We start from the raw sequence: 19,784 nt of genomic DNA, 5'->3' as shown, positions 1-19,784 counted from the left end.
CCATGCCTGGGGGTTTCAGTCGGCGACTGGCGCAGGCTGGATGGCAAGTTGGTCGGCCAGGCGCACGAACGCGGCGAGGTCCAGTTGCTCGGGACGCAGGCTGCCGTCGACGCCGGCTGCTTCGATCTCGGCGTTGCTCAGCAGGGCCTTGAGTGTGTTGCGCAGGGTCTTGCGGCGCTGGTTGAACGCCTCACGCACCACGCGTTCCAGCAATTTGTGATCCTTGGCCGGGTGTGGCAGCACGGCGTGAGGCACCAGGCGCACGATGGCCGAATCGACCTTCGGCGGCGGGTTGAATGCGCCCGGGCCGACATTGAACAGGTGTTCGACGCGGCAGTGGTACTGAACCATGATCGACAATCGGCCCCAATCACCACCACCAGGGCCGGCAGCCAGGCGTTCCACCACTTCTTTTTGCAGCATGAAGTGCATGTCGCGGATGATCCCGGCGTTGTTCAGCAGGTGGAAAATCAGCGGTGTGGAGATGTTGTACGGCAGGTTACCCACCACACGCAGGCTATTAGGCGCGGCGTTGAGGGTATTGAAGTCGAACTTCAGTGCATCGCCCTGATGCAGGTTGAAGTTGGGCTTGCCGGCGAACTGCTGGTTGAGGATCGGGATCAGGTCCTTGTCCAGTTCCACCACGTCCAGTTGGCCGCCACTGGCGAGCAAGCCTTGGGTCAGCGCGCCCTGGCCCGGGCCGATTTCCAGCAGGCGGTCTTCTGGCTTGGCATGGATGGAGCGCAGGATACGGTCGATCACGCCTGCGTCGTGCAGGAAGTTTTGCCCGAAGCGCTTGCGCGCCCGGTGTTGGTAATGCTCGGTCATATACGGGTCTCGGCCATCTGATAGGCGGTTTCCAGGGCCACGTGCAGGCTGCCGGTATCGATCTTGCCGCTGCCTGCCAGGTCCAGGGCGGTGCCATGGTCGACGGAGGTGCGGATGATCGGCAGGCCCAGTGTCACGTTGACTGCGGCGCCGAAGCCTTTGTACTTCAGCACGGGCAGCCCCTGGTCATGGTACATCGCCAGCACTGCGTCGCAGTGCTCCAGATATTTGGGGGTAAACAGAGTGTCTGCTGGCAGTGGGCCACGCAGGTCCATGCCTTCCAGGCGCAGACGCTCCAGGGTTGGTTCAATGATGTCGATTTCTTCATGGCCCAAGTGTCCGCCTTCGCCGGCGTGGGGGTTGAGCCCGCAGACCAGGATGCGCGGTTGGGCGATGCCGAATTTTTGTTGCAGGTCGGCATGCAGGATGCGCGTAACGCGCTCCAAACGCTCGGCGGTGATGGCGTCGGCAATGTCGCGCAATGGCAGGTGCGTGGTCACCAGGGCGACCCGCAGGCCGCGTGTGGCCAGCATCATGACGACTTGAGCGGTGTTGGTCAGCTCGGCCAGGAACTCGGTGTGGCCGGAAAACGCAATGCCCGATTCGTTGATCACGCCCTTGTGGACCGGCGCGGTGATCATGCCGGCGAAGTCGCCGTCGATGCAGCCTTGCCCCGCGCGGGTCAGGGTTTCCAGGACGAACGCCGCATTGGCCTTGTCGAGTTGACCGGCAACGACCTTGGCTTGCAGCGGGGTGTTCCACACATACAAGCTGCCGGCGGGCGCCGGCAGGTCGGGCCAGTTGCCCGGTGCCACGTCCAGCAGACTGACGACCACACCCAGCTGCGCGGCCCGCTCAAGGAGCAGGTCGCGGCTGGTAATGGCAATCAGGGGGTGCGGCTGGGGGTGCGAGGCGAGCAGCAGGCACAGGTCTGGACCAATGCCGGCCGGCTCGCCGGGTGTCACGGCGAAACGCTGGGGTTTCACGGAGCTGCCTGGTCGGTGCCTGTTTGCTCGGCGCCTGGCAGCTTGTTTTCCACGTAGGCTTCGTCACGGATCTGACGCAGCCAGGTCTGCAGCTCTTCGTCGTATTTGCGGTTACGCAGTACGTTCAACGCCTGCTGCTCGCGGGCCTGGCTGGTGTTGTCGGTGGCGCGACGACCAAGGACTTCCAGTACATGCCAGCCATATTGGGTCTTGAACGGCTTGGACAGTACGCCTTGCGGAGTATCGGCCATTACCTGCTGGAACTCAGGCACCAGGGCTTTCGGGTCGATCCAGTTCAGGTCGCCGCCGTTGAGGGCGGAACCTGGGTCTTCCGAGAAGCTCTTGGCCAGGGTGGCGAAGTCTTCACCGCTTTCGATGCGGTCATAGATCTTCTGGGCCAGTTCCTTGGTTTGGGCCTCGGTGCGGATTTCGCTTGGTTTGACCAGGATATGACGAACATGCACTTCGTCTTTCAGCGAGGTCTCGCCACCGCGACGTTCCAGCAACTTCAGGATGATGAAGCCGCCTGGGGTGCGGGCTGGCTGGGTGATGCCACCCACTTCCATGGCACTCAGTTCACGGTCGAACGGAGGTGGCAGTTGAGCAGCTTTACGCCAGCCCATATCACCACCTTCAAGGGCGTTGTCGCTGCCGGACTGGGCAATGGCCATCTGGGCAAAGTCAGCGCCGGCTTTCAGGCGATCATAGATAGCCTGGGTTTTCGCCGCCGCCGCATTCAGTTGCTCGGAGTTGGCACTGTCCGGCGTCGGAATCAGGATATTGGCCAGGTGCAGTTCTTCGGAAAGCTGCATCTTGCCCAGGTCCGAGGCCAGGAAGTTCTTCACTTCCTGCTCGGATACCTGGACCCGCTCGGCAACGCGACGCTGGCGCACACGGCTGATGATCATTTCGCGGCGGATCTGGTCACGGGCGTCTTCATACGAAAGACCATCGTGGGCCAGGGCCGCGCGGAATTGATCAATGCTCATATTGTTGCGCTGAGCGATGGTGCCGACCGCCTGGTTCAGTTCTTCGTCCGAAATGCGGATGCCGGAACGCTCGCCGATCTGCAGTTGCAGGTTTTCGACGATCAGGCGTTCCAGTACCTGCTGGTCCAGCACGCTGGTCGGTGGCACGCCACCGCCACGCTTGGCGATGGTTTGCTGCACTTCCTTGACGCGCTGGTCCAGTTGGCTTTGCATGATCACGTCGTTATCGACGATGGCCACTACTTTATCCAGTTGCTGAACCGCAGCGTGAGCCGATACGGTGCCCAGGAACAGCGCGCCCAGCACTAGCGGGCGCAGACAATCAGAAAGCTTGGTCTTCACGTTCACGATAACCTTCAATGCCTTTGTCGAGGAAGCTCTCTACCTTGGCGCCGGTCAGGCCGCCGAGTCCTTTGAGGACGATCTGCAGGAAGAGCCCGTGGTCACCCTTTTCGTTAAGCGGGGCGATCTGGCTGTATTCGTCGTTGGAAACCCAGTAACGGTTGATGACGCGCAGTTTCCAGCAGCAGTTGTCGTACTCGAAACCACCGAAGGCTTCCAGGGTACGGTTGCGAGCGTAGTCATACTGCCAGCGGGTGATCAGGTTCCACTGGGGAATGATCGGCCACATCATCGAGAAGTCGTGTTGTTGGATTTTGTAGTAATCCTTCACGTAGTTCGGATCGCCTGGTTGACCGTAGTCGCCACCGAACTGCCATTTGCCGGTCAACTGGTTGTAGACGACCTGGTCGTTACGATAGCGATAACCGACGTTGATGATCTTGTTCGGGTTGTCTTCCGGCTGGTAGTGAAGCATCGCGCTACCGGAACGAGGGCTGTGCTCCTCGGTGTCCCAGTTGTAGTCGGCAGTGGCGCGCCAGTCGCGGTTGAAGCGGAACTCGTAGTCCAGGGCAACGGGCGATACGTCGGACTGTGCATCGGCACGGTCGGCCGCCAGGATACCAGGCAGTTGTACTTCACGATCCTTGAAGTACAAAGCCTGTCCCACGGATACGCGTTGACGCTCGAAACCGTTTTCTTCGATCCACCGGCTGGTCAAGCCCAAGGACAGCTTGTTCTCGTCGCCGATACGGTCGGAGCCGCTGAAGCGGTTGTCGCGGAACAGTGACGCGTAGCTGAACGAGTATTCGCTGGTGTCGAAGACCGGGATATCGGCCTGGTCCTTGTTCGGCACGTACAGGTAGAACGCGCGCGGCTCGAGTGTCTGGCGATAATCCTTGCCAAACCAGTTGGTGTTGCGATCGAAATACAGGCCGCTGTCGACGCTGGCCACCGGAACCGCACGGTCCTGGGAGCTCTTGAAGGTGCCGCCCGCGTACTGGGTACCGGCTGCCACTGCTGCAGCCTGATCAACAAGGATCTGGTTCTTGCCGATGTTATCCAGGTCCAGGTCGTACTTGGTGTACACGTACTTGAGCTTCGGCGTTACAAAGCCGTAGGTCCAGTTCATCGGGTACTCGACAGCCGGCGCTACGTTCAGGCGCGTGCCATTGGCACGGGTAAGACCGCGGACATAAGTGTCGAGGCGGCGCTCGATGTCCCCGTTCTCATTGCTGAAATTGCCGTTTTCCAGGTCGCGATCAAAGCGTACGGCTTCGGTCTCATAACTGAAGTTCAAGCCACCCGGATGATAAGGCAGGGTACCGTTGAAGGTGATCTGCGGCAGGCGGTTATACGGCGTGACCTGGGAGATCGTTGCCAACTGGTAAGCCTGCAGGTTCAGGCGTGCCTGGAAGGTGTCACCGCGATAAGCCACGGAGCCCTGCTGGTTGACGTAGTCGCGGCTCTCGACACCTTCCTGGTAGGACTTGAGGTCCTGGAAGTAGTAAGGGTCACTGATCGTGGTGTAGTCGACCTGGGTCAGTACACGCGAATCCAGCCCGCCCTTGTGCTGCCAATTGAGCATGTAGCGGGTTTTTTCGTAGTCGGTCTGCTTCTTGCGTTCGTCGTTGTCGTCGTTCAGGTACGCGCCGCCGAACTGGCCTTCGCTGGACTTGGTGAGGTAGCGGAATTCGCCTTCCATCATCATGCCGCGCTTGGTCATGTATTGCGGGTACAACGTGGCGTCGTAGTTTGGCGCCAGGTTGAAGTAGTACGGCGTGACCAGGGTAAAGCCGGTTTCGCCGCCGGTGCTGAAGCTCGGAGGCAGGAAGCCGGACTGACGACGGTCGTCGATCGGGAAGTAGATGTAAGGGGTGTACAGGATCGGAATGTTCTTGATCCGCAGCGTCGCGTTGGTGGCCGTACCGAAACCGGTGGCCGGGTTCAACGTGATGTTGTTGCCCCTGAGCTGCCAGGCATTGCTGTCCGGCTCGCAGGTGGTGTACGTACCATCCTTGAGGCGGATGATCGCGTTTTCGGCGCGCTTGGCATACAGCGCGTTACCGCGGATACGCGACTTGTGCAGCACGTATTCGGCGTTGTCGATCTGCGCAGCGCCGGTATCCAGTTGAACCTGGGCGTGGTCGCCGACGATCAATGCACCGTTGTCGCGCAGTCGCACGTTACCGTTCAGCTCGCCACGGTTCTCGGCCTGGTACAGGCTGGCTTCTTCCGACTCCAGCTGCATGCTGCCCTGGCGCATGACGACGTCACCGGCCAGGGTTGCGACTTGTTGTTCCTGCTCGTAACGAGAGGCCTTGGCACCGATGAAGGTGGGCGCATCGCTCTTGTTCGTCTTGTCGTTCATGCCAGGACGAGTTGGCTCGATGTACGCGCCGCCGCAGTAAGGACCGGTTTCCGCCAGCTGGGCTGCGGTCAACTTTTCGCGAGGCACCCAGTCCAAGTGGCTGTAGTCGGCGCTGCGCGAACGCAGGCCACGGCCCTTGGACTCGGTGACCAGTGCGGTCTTCGGCTCGGCTTCGGCACTGCCGCCAGCGTCGGCCTGCGCCGTGCTGTTGGCCGAGCTGACGGCTGCGCCGTCATGCACCGGGCGCGGTGGCAATGGGGCTGCGGCGGTCTTCGGCGCGCAGTCCCAGGCACCCGAAGCAGAGACTGAGCAGTCATACTGTTCCGCGGCGACCACGAATGAGGTGGCGAAGGGTTGCATGACCAGCAGACTGCCGGTTACCAGCAACGGAAATTTTCTACGAAACGCGGGGGATTTCAATGCCATCTTATTAGTCCGGGCTTCCTGCGTGCCATCTGCCCGCGGTTTGGGCCGCACGCCTCTCGATGGTCTGAAAAAGATGCGTGATAATAAAGCATGACCCGCTTGACGGCTAGCGCCGTCGGAGACCCTTGTAATGCCCGAGCAAGATCTACGTTTACAGCAGCTGGAAGTCTGGCTGGATGAGCAGTTGCCGATCCTTTTCAACGCTCAAGGCTGGGGTGCCGTACCCCCGGCCACATTGACCGCGGCCAGCAGCGACGCGAGTTTCAGGCGCTATTTCCGTTGGGAAGGCGGCGGTCGGACTTTCGTGGTAATGGACGCGCCGCCGCCTCAGGAAAACTGCAAGCCTTTCGTCGATATCGCTTATTTGTTGTCGGCGTCGGGAATAAATGTTCCAAAAATTTATGCACAAGACTTGCCGCGAGGCTTTCTTTTGCTCAATGACCTGGGCAGAAAAACCTACCTGGACGTGATAAACGACGAAAACGCCGATCAATTGTTTGCCGATGCCATTGACGCCTTGCTGGCTTATCAGCAGTTGCCGATGGACGCACCACTGCCCAGCTATGACGTCGCCTTGCTGCGCCGTGAACTCGAATTGTTTCCCGAGTGGTACGTGCGCCGACACTTGGGTCTCGAGCTGGATACCCGGCAGCATGCACTTTGGCAGCGTGCCAGCGATCACTTGATCGACAGCGCCCTGGCGCAACCCAAAGTGCTGGTGCACCGCGACTATATGCCACGCAACCTGATGATCAGCGAGCCTAACCCTGGCGTGCTGGATTTCCAGGACGCGGTGTATGGTCCGGTCACCTACGACATCACCTGCCTGTTCAAGGACGCCTTTCTCAGTTGGCCCCAGGCCCGTGTGCGGGAATGGCAGCGCGACTACTGGGAGCGTGCGGGCCAGGCCGGCATTCCGGTACAACCGGATTTCGAAGACTTCCTGCGCGCCAGCGACCTGATGGGCGTGCAGCGCCACCTCAAGGTTATCGGCATCTTTGCGCGCATCTGCCATCGCGACGGCAAGCCACGCTACCTGGCCGACGTACCGCGCTTCTTTGCTTATATAGAGGCGGTGCTGGACGATCGCCCGGAGTTGAGCGAACTGGCTGAGTTACTGACCAGCCTGCGCCAGCCCGCAGAGGCCGGCGTATGAAGGCCATGATCCTGGCCGCCGGCAAAGGCGAGCGGATGCGTCCGCTCACCTTGCACACCCCCAAGCCGCTGGTGCAGGCCGGCGGCAAGCGCCTGATCGAGTACCACCTGGAGGCGCTGGCCAAGGCCGGCTTTACCGATGTGGTGATCAACCATGCCTGGCTCGGCCAGCAGATCGAGCGCTACCTGGGGGATGGCGCGCAGTTCGGCTTGCGTATCCGCTACTCCCCGGAGGGCGAACCGCTGGAAACCGGCGGCGGGATTTTCCAGGCGCTGCCGTTGCTGGGGGATGAGCCATTCCTGGTGGTCAACGGCGATATCTGGACCGACTACGACTTCACCCGACTCAAGCAGCCGCTTAAGGGCCTGGCTCATCTGGTGATGGTCGACAACCCGGCACATCACCCCTCGGGCGGTGATTTCTACCTTGATCAGGGCTTGCTTCATGATGCGGCGCCCGGTGCCGATAACCTGACCTTCAGTGGCATTTCAGTGCTCGACCCCCGGCTGTTCGAGGGTTGCAACGCCGGTGCCTTCAAGCTGGCGCCGCTGCTGCGTGCGGCCATGGCGAAAGGTTTGGTAACGGGGGAACACATGGCGGGACGCTGGATTGATGTCGGCACGCTGGAGCGCCTGGCGCACGTCGAAACCCTGCTGACAGCGGGGCAGTAGCATGTTGTGGCCAGGGACGCTGATCGGCGCCGGGGCTGGCTTTGCCATTGCCAGTATTCCGGGGGCCTTGTTGGGTGCGCTGTTGGGGCAGGCGCTGGATCGCCGCCTGCAACTGCACAGTTGGGCACAGTTGCGCGAGCGCTTGGGCGGGCGTCCGGCGTTACGCAATGACGAGTTATTGTTTGTGTTGCTCGGGCGCCTGGCCAAAAGCAACGGGCGTGTGGTGGACGGGCATATCCAGCAGGCGCGGCAGGAAATGCGCTCACTGGACATGACCGAATCGGCCCAGCGCCGCGCGATTGCGGCGTTCAACCGCGGCAAATCCGGTTCCGACCGGGTACGCCGCTACCTGCGTGTGCTCAAGGCCCAGCCCCATGCGGCGGAAGGGGTGTTGCGGGCGTGCTGGCGGATGGTCTGGGCGGACGGCAAGGCGGATGCCGCCGAGCGCGACTTGATCGACCTGTGGGGGAAGTGGTTGGGCTGGACACCGCAACAGCTCCAGGCGCTGGCGGCCGACTACACACCTGAGCGCAAGCCGCTGGTCAATCGTGGCACGACCTACCAGGAAGCGTTGCGCTTGCTCGGCGTGACAGCTACCACCGAGCCGTCGGTCATCAAGCGTGCCTATCGCCGCCTGCTGAGCCGTCACCACCCGGACAAGGTGGCCGGCAGTGGCGCCACCCCCGCGCAAGTGCGTGAAGCGACCGAGCGCACCCGTGAATTGCACAATGCCTATTCGTTGATTCGCGAGCGCCGGGATTTTCGTTAGAGGCCACTATTTCACGGATAACCACATTGGTTCTGTGCTGATCCTCAGTCGGCGCTGGCCTGCGGGCTCAACCAGCCGCGAACCCGGCGATACAACTGTTCCTGCTCGGCGGCGCTGTTGCCGGGCAGGGTCTTCAATGACACCTGCTTATAGCCGTCATTCTTCAAGCGCTTCGCGGCCTGGGCGCGCGCCAGGGCGTTTTTGCGTGCTTGAGCGTTGTCTTGATAGAAGACGTCGGCCGTCGGCAGTTTCAGCGCCGGCGCCAGTTGCTGCACGTCGGGATGACGCCCGGCAGGCGTCTGGGCGGCAACCATCACGAGCTTCTGCACCTGGGAGGGTTGTTTTTCAGTCAGGTAACGCGCCGCCCACCAGGCGCCAGTGCCATGGCCCACCAGCACCACCGTGCGTGCGCTCTGGGTCTGGGCAAAAGCCACGGCGGCATCGATGCGCGCAAAGATGCGCGAGGCGTCGGTCTTGTCCTGTTCGTCTGCACCCGGGACCACCGCCGGGTCGGTGCCTTCCGCCTCGGCGCTGGCGGCTTGCTCGATCGGCTTGTCGGCGGTGCTCGCGTCTTTACTGCTGGTGTCGACGGTGGCGTTGGGGGCTTCCATGACGCGCGGTGGCAGGGTGTCCATGCTCACGTCCGGTAACGACAGGCTGAGGCTGCCCCAATTGGCATCCGGCAATTTACGTCGCAACGGGCCGATTGCTTGCGGCCAGTCAGCATTTTCGCCGGCGCCCGGTACGATAATCACCACGCCTTCGGGTTCGGCGCTGTTGGCCGGTTTCCACAGGGCAAGGAATGAATCACTGCCGGCCTGCAACTGTTGCTGTTCCTGCTGCGGGATTTTGCGTTCCAGGGCGCTGGCCTCTTCCTGGCTACGCTCGGGCAGGGGTTGGCGTTCGACGGGTTTTTCGGCAGCCGGTGCCGGTGCGTCTTCAGCCTGCACAGAAAAGGCACTGGTAAACAGCAGTGACAGGCACAATGCTGGCAGTGCCGAACGGTTTCGATAGGACATCGTTGATTTCCGGCCAGAAGTGATTCCAGCAGCCTAATGGGTTGGTCAGTATTTGTCAGTGATGTGAGACGTGGATCATGGGTTTTCGCTGTCTGCTGGTTATCGGCTGTTTGTGCCTTGCCTTGATGGCAAACGCTTCCCCCGCGCCCGCCACACCGCAGGCGCAGCTGAATGCGCCGCAGCGCGAATGGCTGGCCCGGCACCCTGAGCTGCGGGTGGGCGTGGTCTTGCAGGCGCCTTACGCGCAATACGACCGACGCCTGCAGCGCTTGTCCGGGGCGAATGTCGAGTTGATGCAGTGGCTGGCCAAGGCACTGAATATCGAGCTGACCTGGCGCAACTTCCCTGATCAGGAGCAGTTGGAGGCGGCCGTACGCGACGACGAGGTGGACATTGCCCCTGGCCTGCAGCAAACCCCGGCCGGTTTGCGCCTGTGGCAGTTCACCGACCCGTATATGCGTGTGCCTCAACACATTGTCGGCATCCGCGAGGGTGGTGGTGCCGTGGAGTTGGAGAAGCTCGACGATCAATCCCGTGTTGCCGTGCGCATGCCCAGTGCTGTGGCCGATTACCTGCGTAGTACCTATCCCGGCCTCAACCTGCAAGGCGTGCCCATGGAGCGCCAGGCCTTGCAGTTGTTGGTCAGCCAGCAGGCGCGTTATGCCGTGGTGGATGAAGCGCAATTAAGCCGCTTGTCTGCAGAGGCGGAGTTCAGCGGGCTGGCGGTGGTCGGGGACATCGGCCTGCCGCAATTGCTGCGGGTCGCCACGCGGCGGGACTGGCCGGAACTGGCCGGCATCATGGAAAGTGCCCTGAGCGCGATCCCGGCCCGCGACCTGGATCAACTGCACAGTCGCTGGCTGCAACCCAAATACCCACGTTTATCCGAATCCAAAGGCCTTTGGCAGAACCTCAGCCTGCTGCTCGGCCTGTTGCTGCTCGCCAGCCTGGCCGTGGTGTTCTGGCAGCGCCGCCAGCAACGCGTGCTGGAGCACGACCTGCTGGCCGCCCGCGAAGAAAGCGCCGCCCGTGCCGCCGGTGCCGAAGCGTTGCGCTTGACGCAGTTTTCCATCGACCAGAGCACCGTCGGCATCCTCTGGGTCAACTGGGACAGCCACGTGCGCTACGCCAATCGTGCGGCCGAGAGCATGCTGGGTTACGAGCCCGGTGCACTGATCGAACGGCCGCTGGTCGACCTCGACCCGACCCTGGATATGGACCGCTGGCTCAACCTGTGGAAGCGCGCACGGGCCAGCGAAGAGGGGCCGCAGAACTTCGCCACCGATTGTTTGCGCGCCGATGGCAGCATCCTGCCGGCCAACGTGTCCTTGAGCTTTCTGCGATTTGCCGAGGCGGAATACCTGGTTGTCTACCTGAACGATGTCACCGAACTGCGCCGCACCCTGGCCGCCTTGATGCAGAGTGAAGCGCAACTGCGCGAGTTGTCCGCCCACCTGGAAACCGTGCGCGAAGAAGAAAAGGCCCGCATCGCCCGGGAAGTGCACGACGAACTCGGGCAAATGCTCACGGTGCTCAAGCTGGAAACCTCCATGTGCGAGCTGTCCTACGCGCAACTGGATCCTGGCCTGCACGAGCGCTTGAACAGCATGAAGCGCCTGATCGCCCAACTGTTCCAGTTGGTGCGGGACGTGGCGACGGCGCTGCGCCCGCCGATTCTCGATGCCGGGATTGCCTCGGCCATCGAATGGCAGGCGCGGCGTTTCGAAGCGCGCACGCAGATTCCCTGCCTGGTGCAAGTGCCGGATAACCTGCCGGCCTTGAGCGATGCCAAGGCCATCGGCCTGTTCCGTATCCTGCAAGAGGCGCTGACCAATGTGATGCGCCATGCCCAGGCGCATACTGTCGAACTGACCCTGGCGGTGGAAGGCACCGACCTGCGGCTGACCATCAGCGACGATGGCGTCGGTTTCGTCGAGGCCCAGGGGCGCCCGGTGTCGTTTGGCCTGGTGGGGATGCGCGAGCGGGTGCTGATCATGGGCGGGCAACTGAGCCTGGACAGTCAATTGGGCGAGGGCACCACCCTGAGTGTCACGGTGCCTTTGGATGCATAACGATAAGAGGAAGCCCTTGTGATCCGTGTACTGGTAGCCGAAGACCACACCATCGTTCGTGAAGGCATCAAGCAATTGATCGGCCTGGCCAAGGACCTGCTGGTGGTGGGGGAGGCGAGTAATGGCGAGCAGTTGCTCGAGACCTTGCGCCATGTGCCTTGCGAGGTGGTGTTGCTGGACATCTCGATGCCAGGCGTGAATGGCCTGGAAGCGATTGCGCGCATTCGTGCGCTGAGCAATCCGCCGGCGATCCTGGTGCTGTCGATGCACGATGAGGCGCAAATGGCCGCTCGCGCCCTCAAGGTGGGTGCTGCGGGTTACGCCACCAAGGACAGCGACCCCGCGCTGCTGCTGATGGCGATTCGCAAGGTCGCGGCCGGCGGGCGCTACATCGACCCGGACCTGGCGGACCGCATGGTCTTCGAGGTCGGCCTGACGGATTCAAGGCCTTTGCATTCGCTGCTGTCCGAGCGTGAATTCTCAGTGTTCGAGCGCCTGGCCCAGGGCGCCAACGTCAATGACATCGCCCAGCAACTGGCGTTGAGCAGCAAGACCATCAGCACTCACAAGGCGCGGCTGATGCAAAAGCTGAATATCACCTCCCTGGCCGAGCTGGTGAAGTACGCCATGGAGCACAAGCTCCTCTAACCACATATCCAATAACGACAACCCCAAAACACCGCCGAACCCATTCTTGCCGCTTGCAGCTCGCCTCTTGCCGCTGCCCTGTCCCATCCCCGCCATCCGTGTAGGGCGATCCCTACCCCAAACCTTCCATCCGGCTGATGCCATTCTCTCCTGGCCCCCGATTTCCGGGGTCTCGCGCCTGGACTACGCTTGTGCCACAGCAGTCCAAAACACAAAGGTGCGGGTATGAGCGAGGTGGATTCAAATGATGTGCTGGTCAGCTTTCGTGGCGTGCAGAAGAGCTACGACGGCGAGAACCTGATCGTCAAAGACCTCAACCTGGAGATTCGCAAGGGCGAGTTCCTCACCCTGCTCGGGCCTTCCGGTTCGGGCAAGACCACCAGCCTGATGATGCTGGCCGGCTTCGAAACGCCGACCGCCGGCGAAATCCAGCTGGCCGGGCGCTCGATCAACAACGTGCCGCCGCACAAGCGCGACATTGGCATGGTGTTCCAGAACTACGCGCTGTTCCCGCACATGACCGTTGCGGAGAACCTCGCGTTCCCGCTGTCGGTGCGGGGCTTGAGCAAGACCGATATCAGCGAGCGGGTCAAACGCGTGCTAAGCATGGTCCAGCTCGATGCCTTTGCCCAGCGTTACCCGGCGCAACTGTCCGGCGGCCAGCAACAGCGTGTGGCCTTGGCCCGGGCGTTGGTGTTTGAACCGCAACTGGTGTTGATGGACGAACCCCTCGGTGCCCTCGACAAGCAACTGCGCGAACACATGCAGATGGAGATCAAGCACCTGCACCAGCGCCTCGGCGTGACCGTGGTGTACGTGACCCACGACCAGGGCGAAGCCTTGACCATGTCCGACCGCGTGGCGGTGTTCCACCAGGGCGAGATCCAGCAGATCGCTGCGCCACGCACCTTGTATGAAGAGCCGAAGAACACCTTCGTCGCCAACTTCATCGGTGAAAACAACCGCCTCAATGGTCGCCTGCACAGCCATACCGGCGAGCGTTGCGTGGTGGAGCTGGCGCGCGGCGAGAAGGTCGAGGCGCTGGCGGTGAACGTCGGCCAGATCGGCGGTCCGGTGACCCTGTCGGTGCGCCCTGAGCGTGTCAGCCTCAATGGCTCCAGCGAAAGCTGCGTCAACCGTTTCTCCGGGCGGGTGGCGGAATTCATCTACCTGGGCGACCACGTGCGCGTGCGCCTGGAAGTCTGCGGCAAGGCCGATTTTTTTGTGAAACAACCGATCGCCGAGCTGGACCCGGCGTTGGCGGTCGGCGACGTGGTACCGATTGGCTGGCAAGTCGAGCACGTTCGCGCACTCGACCCACTTCTAGAGGCGAATTGATCGCCCCATGGCTTCACCAACCCTGCACGTGGAGAGAACAACAATGTTGAGATCCCTGAAATATTCCGTCCTGGCCCTGAGCTTGATGGGCGCGACACAGGCCATGGCTGGCCCGGACCTGACCGTCGTGTCCTTTGGCGGTGCGAACAAGGCTGCACAGGTCAAGGCTTTCTATGCGCCTTGGGAAAGCGCGGGCAACGGCAAGATCGTCGCCGGCGAGTACAACGGTGAGATGGCCAAGGTGAAAGCCATGGTCGACACCAAGAGCGTGTCCTGGGACCTGGTGGAGGTGGAGTCGCCGGAGTTGTCCCGTGGCTGTGACGAAGACATGTTCGAGCCGCTGGACCCGAAACTGTTTGGCAACAGCGCCGACTACGTGAAGGGCGCGATCCAGCCGTGCGGCGTGGGCTTCTTCGTATGGTCGACCGTTCTGGCCTACAACGCGGACAAACTGGCTTCTGCGCCAACCAGTTGGGCTGATTTCTGGGACACCAAGAAATTCCCGGGCAAGCGCGGCCTGCGCAAGGGCGCCAAGTACACCCTGGAATTCGCCTTGATGGCCGACGGTGTTGCACCGAAGGACGTGTACAAAGTGCTGGCCGGCAAAGATGGCCAGGACCGTGCATTCAAGAAACTCGACGAACTCAAGCCGTCGATCCAGTGGTGGGAAGCCGGCGCACAACCGCCGCAATACCTGGCCTCGGGTGACGTGGTGATGAGTTCGGCCTACAACGGCCGCATCGCCGCGGTGCAAAAAGAAAGCAACCTGAAAGTGGTGTGGAACGGCGGCATCTACGACTTCGATGCTTGGGCCATCCCTAAAGGCCTGTCCAAGGAGCGTGCCGAAGCGGCGAAGAAATTCATCGCCTTCTCGGTGCAGCCGCAGCAGCAGAAGACCTACTCGGAAAACATCGCCTACGGCCCGGCCAACACCCAAGCCGTACCGTTGCTGGCCAAGGACATCCTCAAGGATATGCCGACTACGCCGGAAAACATCGCCAACCAGGTGCAGATCGACGTGAGCTTCTGGGCGGATAACGGTGAACAGCTCGAGCAGCGTTTCAACTCCTGGGCTGCTAAATAACACCGCCTAACCCTTGTGGGAGGGGGCTTGCTCCCGATGACGGTGTGTCAGGCGACACATGTGCTGACTGACCCACCGTCATCGGGAGCAAGCCCCCTCCCACAGGTTATTGCATTCATTTTCTGAATCGGAGTTTGCCATGGATATCGCCATTCCTGGCCCCACCCTCAAGCAGCGCCTGGCGCGTGCCGAGCGGCTCAATCGCTGGAAGGCCCAGGCCTTGATTGCGCCGCTGGTGCTGTTTTTGCTGCTGGTGTTCCTGGTGCCGATTGTTGCGCTGCTGTTTAAAAGCGTCGGCAACCCGGAAGTGGTGGGCGGTCTGCCGCGTACCGTAGTGGCGGTGACGGCCTGGGACGGTCGTGGTCTGCCGGGTGAGCCGGTGTACCAGGCCCTCAGTGAGGACTTGGGCGAGGCACGCAAAAACCAGACCCTGGGCGACCTGTCCAAACGCTTGAACATGGAACTGGCCGGCTATCGCAGCCTGCTGACCAAAACCGCGCGGGCGCTGCCGTTTACCGAGGCGCCTGGCTCTTATAAAGAAGCGCTGGAAAACCTCGACGAACGCTGGGGCGACCCGGCGTACTGGCAGGCGATCCGGCGTAATACCAGCAGCCTGACACCGTTTTACCTGCTGGCGGCCGTCGATCATCGCATCGACGACCTTGGCGAAGTGGCCCCGGCCACCCCGGACCAGGCGATCTACCTGGACATCTTCGCCCGCACCTTCTGGATGGGCCTGGTGATCACCGCCATCTGCCTGCTGCTGGCTTATCCGCTGGCGTATTTGCTGGCCAACCTGCCGGCGCGCAAAAGCAACCTGCTGATGATTCTGGTGTTGCTGCCGTTCTGGACCTCGATCCTGGTGCGGGTGGCGGCATGGATCGTGTTGCTGCAATCCGGCGGGCTGATCAACAGTGCGCTGATGGGCATGGGCCTGATCGACAAACCCCTGGAGCTGGTGTTCAACCGCACCGGGGTCTACATCTCCATGGTGCATATCCTGCTGCCGTTCATGATTTTGCCGATCTACAGCGTGATGAAAGGCATCTCGCCCACCTACATGCGTGCGGCGATCTCCCTGGGCTGTCACCCGTTCGCCAGCTTCTGGCGCGTGTACTTCCCACAGACGTATGCCGGTGTCGGCGCCGGCTGCCTGCTGGTGTTCATCCTGGCGATTGGTTACTACATCACCCCGGCACTGCTGGGCAGCCCGAACGACCAGATGGTCAGCTACTTCGTGGCCTTCTACACCAACACCAGCATCAACTGGGGCATGGCGACGGCGTTGGGCGGCTTGCTGCTGCTGGCGACCGTGGTGCTGTACCTGATCTACAACCGGCTGGTGGGCGCCAGCCGCCTGCGCCTGAGCTGAGGAGACCTTGCGATGCTGAGCCCTTATATGTCACCAGTGGAACGGGTGTGGTTCTACAGCTTGCGGATCCTCTGCGGCTTGATCCTGTTGTTCCTGATCTTGCCTGTGCTGGTGATCATCCCGCTGTCGTTCAACAGCGGCAGTTTCCTGGTGTATCCGCTGCAAGGCTTCTCGCTGCATTGGTACCAGGATTTCTTCGCCTCGGCGGAATGGATGCGTGCGCTGAAGAACAGCATCATTGTGGCCCCGGCCGCCACGGTATTGGCCATGGTGTTCGGCACCCTGGCGGCGATCGGCCTGACCCGTGGGAATTTCCCCGGCAAGGCGTTGGTGATGGCCTTGGTGATTTCGCCGATGGTGGTGCCGGTGGTGATTATCGGTGTGGCCAGCTACCTGTTTTTTGCGCCACTGGGCCTGGGCAACAGTTTCTTCTCGCTGATCGTGGTGCATGCGGTGCTTGGGGTGCCGTTTGTGATCATCACCGTGTCGGCGACCTTGCAGGGTTTCAACCATAACCTGGTACGGGCCGCGGCCAGCCTGGGTGCCTCGCCTTTGACGGCGTTTCGCCGGGTAACCTTGCCGTTGATTGCACCGGGGGTGATCTCCGGCGCGCTGTTTGCCTTCGCGACCTCGTTCGATGAGGTGGTGGTGACCCTGTTTCTCGCCGGCCCCGAGCAAGCGACCCTGCCGCGCCAGATGTTCAGCGGCATCCGCGAAAACCTCAGCCCGACGATTGCGGCGGCGGCGACCTTGCTGATTGCCTTCTCGGTGTTGCTGTTGCTGACCCTGGAGTGGCTGCGTGGGCGTAGCGAGAAACTGCGCACGGCCCAGGTCTAAAGCCCACACAGCCGCCTCCCACAGGGGGGCTGTGACCATTCAGCGCCTGAATGGAAGACAACCCGATCCAGTCAGCTACTCTTGTGCCAGCCCATCACCGATAAGAGGCCGCGCACATGAGTACTTCCTCATTCAAGATCGCCCACAAACTGCTGACTGGCGCTGGCGCCATTGAGCAACTCGCCGCCGAGCTGACGCGCCTGGATGTGGATAACCCGTTGATTGTTACCGACGCGGCGCTGGTCAAGTCAGGCACGGTGGCGCTGGCACTCGAACACCTGGGTGAGCGCCCTTACGAGATTTTCGACCGCGTGCTGCCTGACCCGGAAATCTCCATCGTCGAAGACTGCATGCAGGCGTACCGCGACGGTGGCCACGACGGCCTGATCGGCCTGGGCGGCGGCAGTGCCATCGATATTGCCAAGAGCGTTGCCGCCTATGCCGGTTACCACGGCGCCCTGGCGGACTTATTTGGCGTCGACCAGGTGCCGCGCAAGGGCCCGCCGCTGATCGCCATCCCGACCACCGCCGGCACCGGCTCGGAAGTGACCAATGTGGCGATCCTCTCCGACAAGGTCGCGCAGTTGAAGAAGGGCATCGTCAGCGACTACCTGCTGCCGGACGTCGCGCTGATCAGCCCGCAAATGACCCTGACCTGCCCGCGCAGTGTCACCGCCGCCAGTGGCGTGGATGCGCTGGTGCATGCCATTGAGTCCTACCTTTCCCTGAATGCCTCGCCGATCACGGATGCCTTGGCCATCGGTGCGATCAAGCTGATCGCCAAGGCGCTGCCCAAGGCCTACGCCAACCCGGCCAACCTGCAGGCCCGCGACGATATGGCCACCGCCAGCCTGATGGCCGGCATGGCCTTCGGTAATGCCGGGGTGGGCGCAGTGCATGCGTTGGCCTACCCGCTGGGCGGGCGGTTCAATATCGCCCATGGCGTCAGCAATGCGCTGTTGCTGCCCTATGTGATGCACTGGAACAAACTGGCCTGTGTCGAGCGCATGCAGGACATTGCCCAGGCCATGGGCGTGAATGTCAGCGGCCTGAGCGTCAACGATGCCGCCGACCAGGCCGTCGAAGCGATGACAAGATTGTGTGCCGCCGTGGAGATTCCTTCCGGCCTGCGCAGTTTCGGGGTTCCCGAAGACGCCATCCCGGCCATGGCCACGGAAGCGGCGGGTATCGAGCGCCTGATGCGTAACAACCCGCGCAAGCTCAGCGCGGCCGATATCGAGAAAATCTATCGGGCGGCGTACTAGCCGTTGAGTTAGGTCACGGTGCGCAGGGCAAAGCATGAGGTATACAATGCGCGCCATCGTGATTTAGCTCAAAAAAGGTGCGTCATGCAGCCCTTCGTTATTGCTCCATCGATTCTCTCCGCCGATTTCGCCCGCCTGGGTGAGGAAGTGGACAAGGTGTTGGCCGCCGGTGCCGACTTCGTGCACTTCGATGTCATGGACAACCACTACGTGCCCAACCTGACCATCGGTCCGATGGTCTGTGCGGCGCTGCGCAAGTACGGCATCACCGCGCCGATCGATGCGCACCTGATGGTCAGCCCGGTGGATCGCATCATCGGTGACTTCGTTGACGCCGGCGCGACCTATATCACCTTCCACCCGGAAGCCTCTCTGCACGTCGACCGCACCTTGCAACTGATCCGCGAGGGCGGTTGCAAAGCCGGCCTGGTGTTCAACCCGGCCACCCCGCTGGACGTGCTCAAGTACGTGATGGACAAGGTCGACATGGTGCTGCTGATGAGCGTCAACCCGGGCTTCGGCGGGCAGAAGTTCATCCCCGGTACCCTCGACAAGCTGCGCGAAGCCCGTGCGCTGATCGATGCGTCGGGCCGCGACATCCGCCTGGAAATCGACGGTGGGGTCAACGTCAACAATATCCGTGAAATCGCGGCCGCCGGCGCCGACACCTTCGTGGCCGGCTCGGCGATCTTCAACGCCCCGGACTATCAGGAAGTCATCGCCAAGATGCGCGCCGAACTGGCGCTGGCGCGTTCATGAGCGGCTTTGAGCAGCTGTTCCCCGGCAAACTGCCACGGCTGGTGATGTTCGATCTGGACGGTACCTTGATCGACTCGGTGCCAGACCTGGCGGCGGCTGTGGACGAAATGCTGCTCAAGCTGGGGCGCAAGCCGGCGGGGCTTGCGTCGGTACGCGAGTGGGTCGGCAATGGCGCACCGATGCTGGTGCGCCGGGCCCTGGCCAATCACATCGATGCCGAAGGTGTCGATGAGGTTGAGGCCGAGCACGCCCTGGAACTGTTCAACGCAGCCTATGAACGCAGCCACGAACTGACCGTGGTCTACCCCGGCGTACGCGACACCCTCAAATGGCTGAGCAAGCAGGGCGTGGAAATGGCCCTGATCACCAACAAGCCGGAGCGCTTTGTCGCGCCGCTGTTGGACCAGATGAAAATTGGCCGTTATTTCCGCTGGATCATTGGTGGCGATACCTTGCCGCAGAAGAAACCCGACCCGGCGGCGCTGTTTTTCGTGATGAAAATGGCCAATATTCCGGCGTCCCAGTCGCTGTTTGTCGGCGATTCACGCAGTGACGTGCTGGCGGCGAAAGCGGCCGGCGTGCAGTGCGTGGCCCTGAGTTACGGCTACAACCATGGTCGTCCGATCGCCGAAGAGTCGCCGTCGCTGGTGATTGATGACCTGAGACTGCTAATCCCCGGTTGCTTGGGAGCTGGCGCTGAGATAACGTTGCCCGACATCGATCCGTCCCCTTCTGGAAATTCCATCGTGGTGGTCACTCGCAAACTCTGGATGAAAGTCATCAAGGCCCTGGCCCGCTGGCGTTGGCGCGCCTGACTGATCCTGGCCGCGCCATGCGGCACGTTTGCATACCTGA

At 61.9% G+C, this 19,784-nt stretch carries 17 protein-coding genes; 12 read left to right on the top strand and 5 right to left on the bottom strand.

The window, feature by feature from the left end; genetic code table 11:
• Positions 1 to 15: 15 nt before the first annotated feature.
• From rsmA to BFQ01_RS11650, 4 genes are read right to left on the bottom strand one after another with little or no spacing between them, the layout of a single operon-like run.
• Positions 16 to 828 (bottom strand): 16S rRNA (adenine(1518)-N(6)/adenine(1519)-N(6))-dimethyltransferase RsmA, encoded by an 813-nt coding sequence (gene rsmA / locus BFQ01_RS11665; RefSeq protein WP_065925389.1) that lies wholly within the window; start codon positions 826 to 828, stop codon positions 16 to 18.
• Positions 825 to 1,814: a 4-hydroxythreonine-4-phosphate dehydrogenase PdxA gene (gene pdxA, locus BFQ01_RS11660; protein ID WP_065925388.1), complete on the bottom strand. Its 990-nt coding sequence runs from the start codon at positions 1,812 to 1,814 to the stop codon at positions 825 to 827. The genes rsmA and pdxA overlap by 4 nt, the downstream gene beginning before the upstream one ends.
• Complete coding sequence (locus BFQ01_RS11655) at positions 1,811 to 3,151, bottom strand: peptidylprolyl isomerase (RefSeq protein ID WP_027605910.1); 1,341 nt, start codon at positions 3,149 to 3,151, stop codon at positions 1,811 to 1,813. The genes pdxA and BFQ01_RS11655 overlap by 4 nt, the downstream gene beginning before the upstream one ends.
• The gene (locus tag BFQ01_RS11650; protein ID WP_065925387.1) at positions 3,126 to 5,939 is read right to left on the bottom strand and encodes an LPS-assembly protein LptD; all 2,814 of its coding nucleotides are present in this window, start codon (positions 5,937 to 5,939) and stop codon (positions 3,126 to 3,128) included. The genes BFQ01_RS11655 and BFQ01_RS11650 overlap by 26 nt, the downstream gene beginning before the upstream one ends.
• A gap of 130 nt (positions 5,940 to 6,069) precedes the next feature.
• Between BFQ01_RS11650 and BFQ01_RS11645 the strand changes: the two genes are divergently transcribed.
• From BFQ01_RS11645 to BFQ01_RS11635, 3 genes are read left to right on the top strand one after another with little or no spacing between them, the layout of a single operon-like run.
• Positions 6,070 to 7,095 carry an aminoglycoside phosphotransferase family protein gene (locus BFQ01_RS11645; protein WP_065925386.1) on the top strand — a complete coding sequence of 342 codons (1,026 nt, stop codon included), beginning with the start codon at positions 6,070 to 6,072 and terminating at the stop codon, positions 7,093 to 7,095.
• The gene (murU, locus tag BFQ01_RS11640) at positions 7,092 to 7,766 is read left to right on the top strand and encodes an N-acetylmuramate alpha-1-phosphate uridylyltransferase MurU (RefSeq protein ID WP_065925385.1); all 675 of its coding nucleotides are present in this window, start codon (positions 7,092 to 7,094) and stop codon (positions 7,764 to 7,766) included. The genes BFQ01_RS11645 and murU overlap by 4 nt, the downstream gene beginning before the upstream one ends.
• 1 nt (position 7,767) lies before the next feature.
• On the top strand, positions 7,768 to 8,535 hold the full coding sequence (locus BFQ01_RS11635) for a TerB family tellurite resistance protein (protein WP_065925384.1): 768 nt from the start codon (positions 7,768 to 7,770) through the stop codon (positions 8,533 to 8,535).
• A 44-nt stretch (positions 8,536 to 8,579) separates the two neighbouring features.
• Here BFQ01_RS11635 and BFQ01_RS11630 read toward each other — a convergent pair whose 3' ends face one another.
• Positions 8,580 to 9,554: an alpha/beta hydrolase family protein gene (locus BFQ01_RS11630; RefSeq protein ID WP_065925383.1), complete on the bottom strand. Its 975-nt coding sequence runs from the start codon at positions 9,552 to 9,554 to the stop codon at positions 8,580 to 8,582.
• Between the two features lie 77 nt (positions 9,555 to 9,631).
• On the opposite strand from BFQ01_RS11630, the gene BFQ01_RS11625 reads away from it, so the two are divergent.
• The 9 genes from BFQ01_RS11625 (at position 9,632) to BFQ01_RS11585 (ending at position 19,744) form a co-directional block, all read left to right on the top strand.
• Complete coding sequence (locus BFQ01_RS11625; RefSeq protein WP_065925382.1) at positions 9,632 to 11,626, top strand: PAS domain-containing sensor histidine kinase; 1,995 nt, start codon at positions 9,632 to 9,634, stop codon at positions 11,624 to 11,626.
• Between the two features lie 18 nt (positions 11,627 to 11,644).
• Positions 11,645 to 12,274, top strand: a complete 630-nt coding sequence (locus BFQ01_RS11620) for a response regulator (protein WP_027605903.1) — start codon at positions 11,645 to 11,647, stop codon at positions 12,272 to 12,274.
• Between the two features lie 225 nt (positions 12,275 to 12,499).
• On the top strand, positions 12,500 to 13,612 hold the full coding sequence (locus BFQ01_RS11615) for an ABC transporter ATP-binding protein (protein ID WP_065871779.1): 1,113 nt from the start codon (positions 12,500 to 12,502) through the stop codon (positions 13,610 to 13,612).
• 43 nt (positions 13,613 to 13,655) lie between these two features.
• The gene (locus tag BFQ01_RS11610; RefSeq protein ID WP_065925381.1) at positions 13,656 to 14,696 is read left to right on the top strand and encodes an ABC transporter substrate-binding protein; all 1,041 of its coding nucleotides are present in this window, start codon (positions 13,656 to 13,658) and stop codon (positions 14,694 to 14,696) included.
• A gap of 139 nt (positions 14,697 to 14,835) precedes the next feature.
• The gene (locus BFQ01_RS11605) at positions 14,836 to 16,068 is read left to right on the top strand and encodes an ABC transporter permease (RefSeq protein WP_065925380.1); all 1,233 of its coding nucleotides are present in this window, start codon (positions 14,836 to 14,838) and stop codon (positions 16,066 to 16,068) included.
• A 12-nt stretch (positions 16,069 to 16,080) separates the two neighbouring features.
• Positions 16,081 to 16,905 carry an ABC transporter permease gene (locus tag BFQ01_RS11600; RefSeq protein WP_017739612.1) on the top strand — a complete coding sequence of 275 codons (825 nt, stop codon included), beginning with the start codon at positions 16,081 to 16,083 and terminating at the stop codon, positions 16,903 to 16,905.
• Positions 16,906 to 17,021: 116 nt separating this feature from the next.
• A complete protein-coding gene (locus tag BFQ01_RS11595) occupies positions 17,022 to 18,170 on the top strand; it encodes an iron-containing alcohol dehydrogenase (protein WP_065925379.1) in 1,149 nt (382 codons plus the stop codon).
• Positions 18,171 to 18,254: 84 nt separating this feature from the next.
• Positions 18,255 to 18,929, top strand: coding sequence for a ribulose-phosphate 3-epimerase (gene rpe, locus BFQ01_RS11590; protein ID WP_065925378.1), 675 nt, complete (start codon positions 18,255 to 18,257; stop codon positions 18,927 to 18,929).
• Positions 18,926 to 19,744 (top strand): phosphoglycolate phosphatase, encoded by an 819-nt coding sequence (locus BFQ01_RS11585; RefSeq protein WP_065925377.1) that lies wholly within the window; start codon positions 18,926 to 18,928, stop codon positions 19,742 to 19,744. Before rpe ends, BFQ01_RS11585 begins: the two co-directional genes overlap by 4 nt.
• The last annotated feature ends 40 nt before the right edge of the window (positions 19,745 to 19,784 follow it).

The organism is Pseudomonas sp. 8 R 14 (assembly GCF_900005955.1).
GTDB classification, from domain to species: domain Bacteria; phylum Pseudomonadota; class Gammaproteobacteria; order Pseudomonadales; family Pseudomonadaceae; genus Aquipseudomonas; species Aquipseudomonas marginalis.
This window is presented reverse-complemented; position numbering and strand designations above follow the sequence as displayed.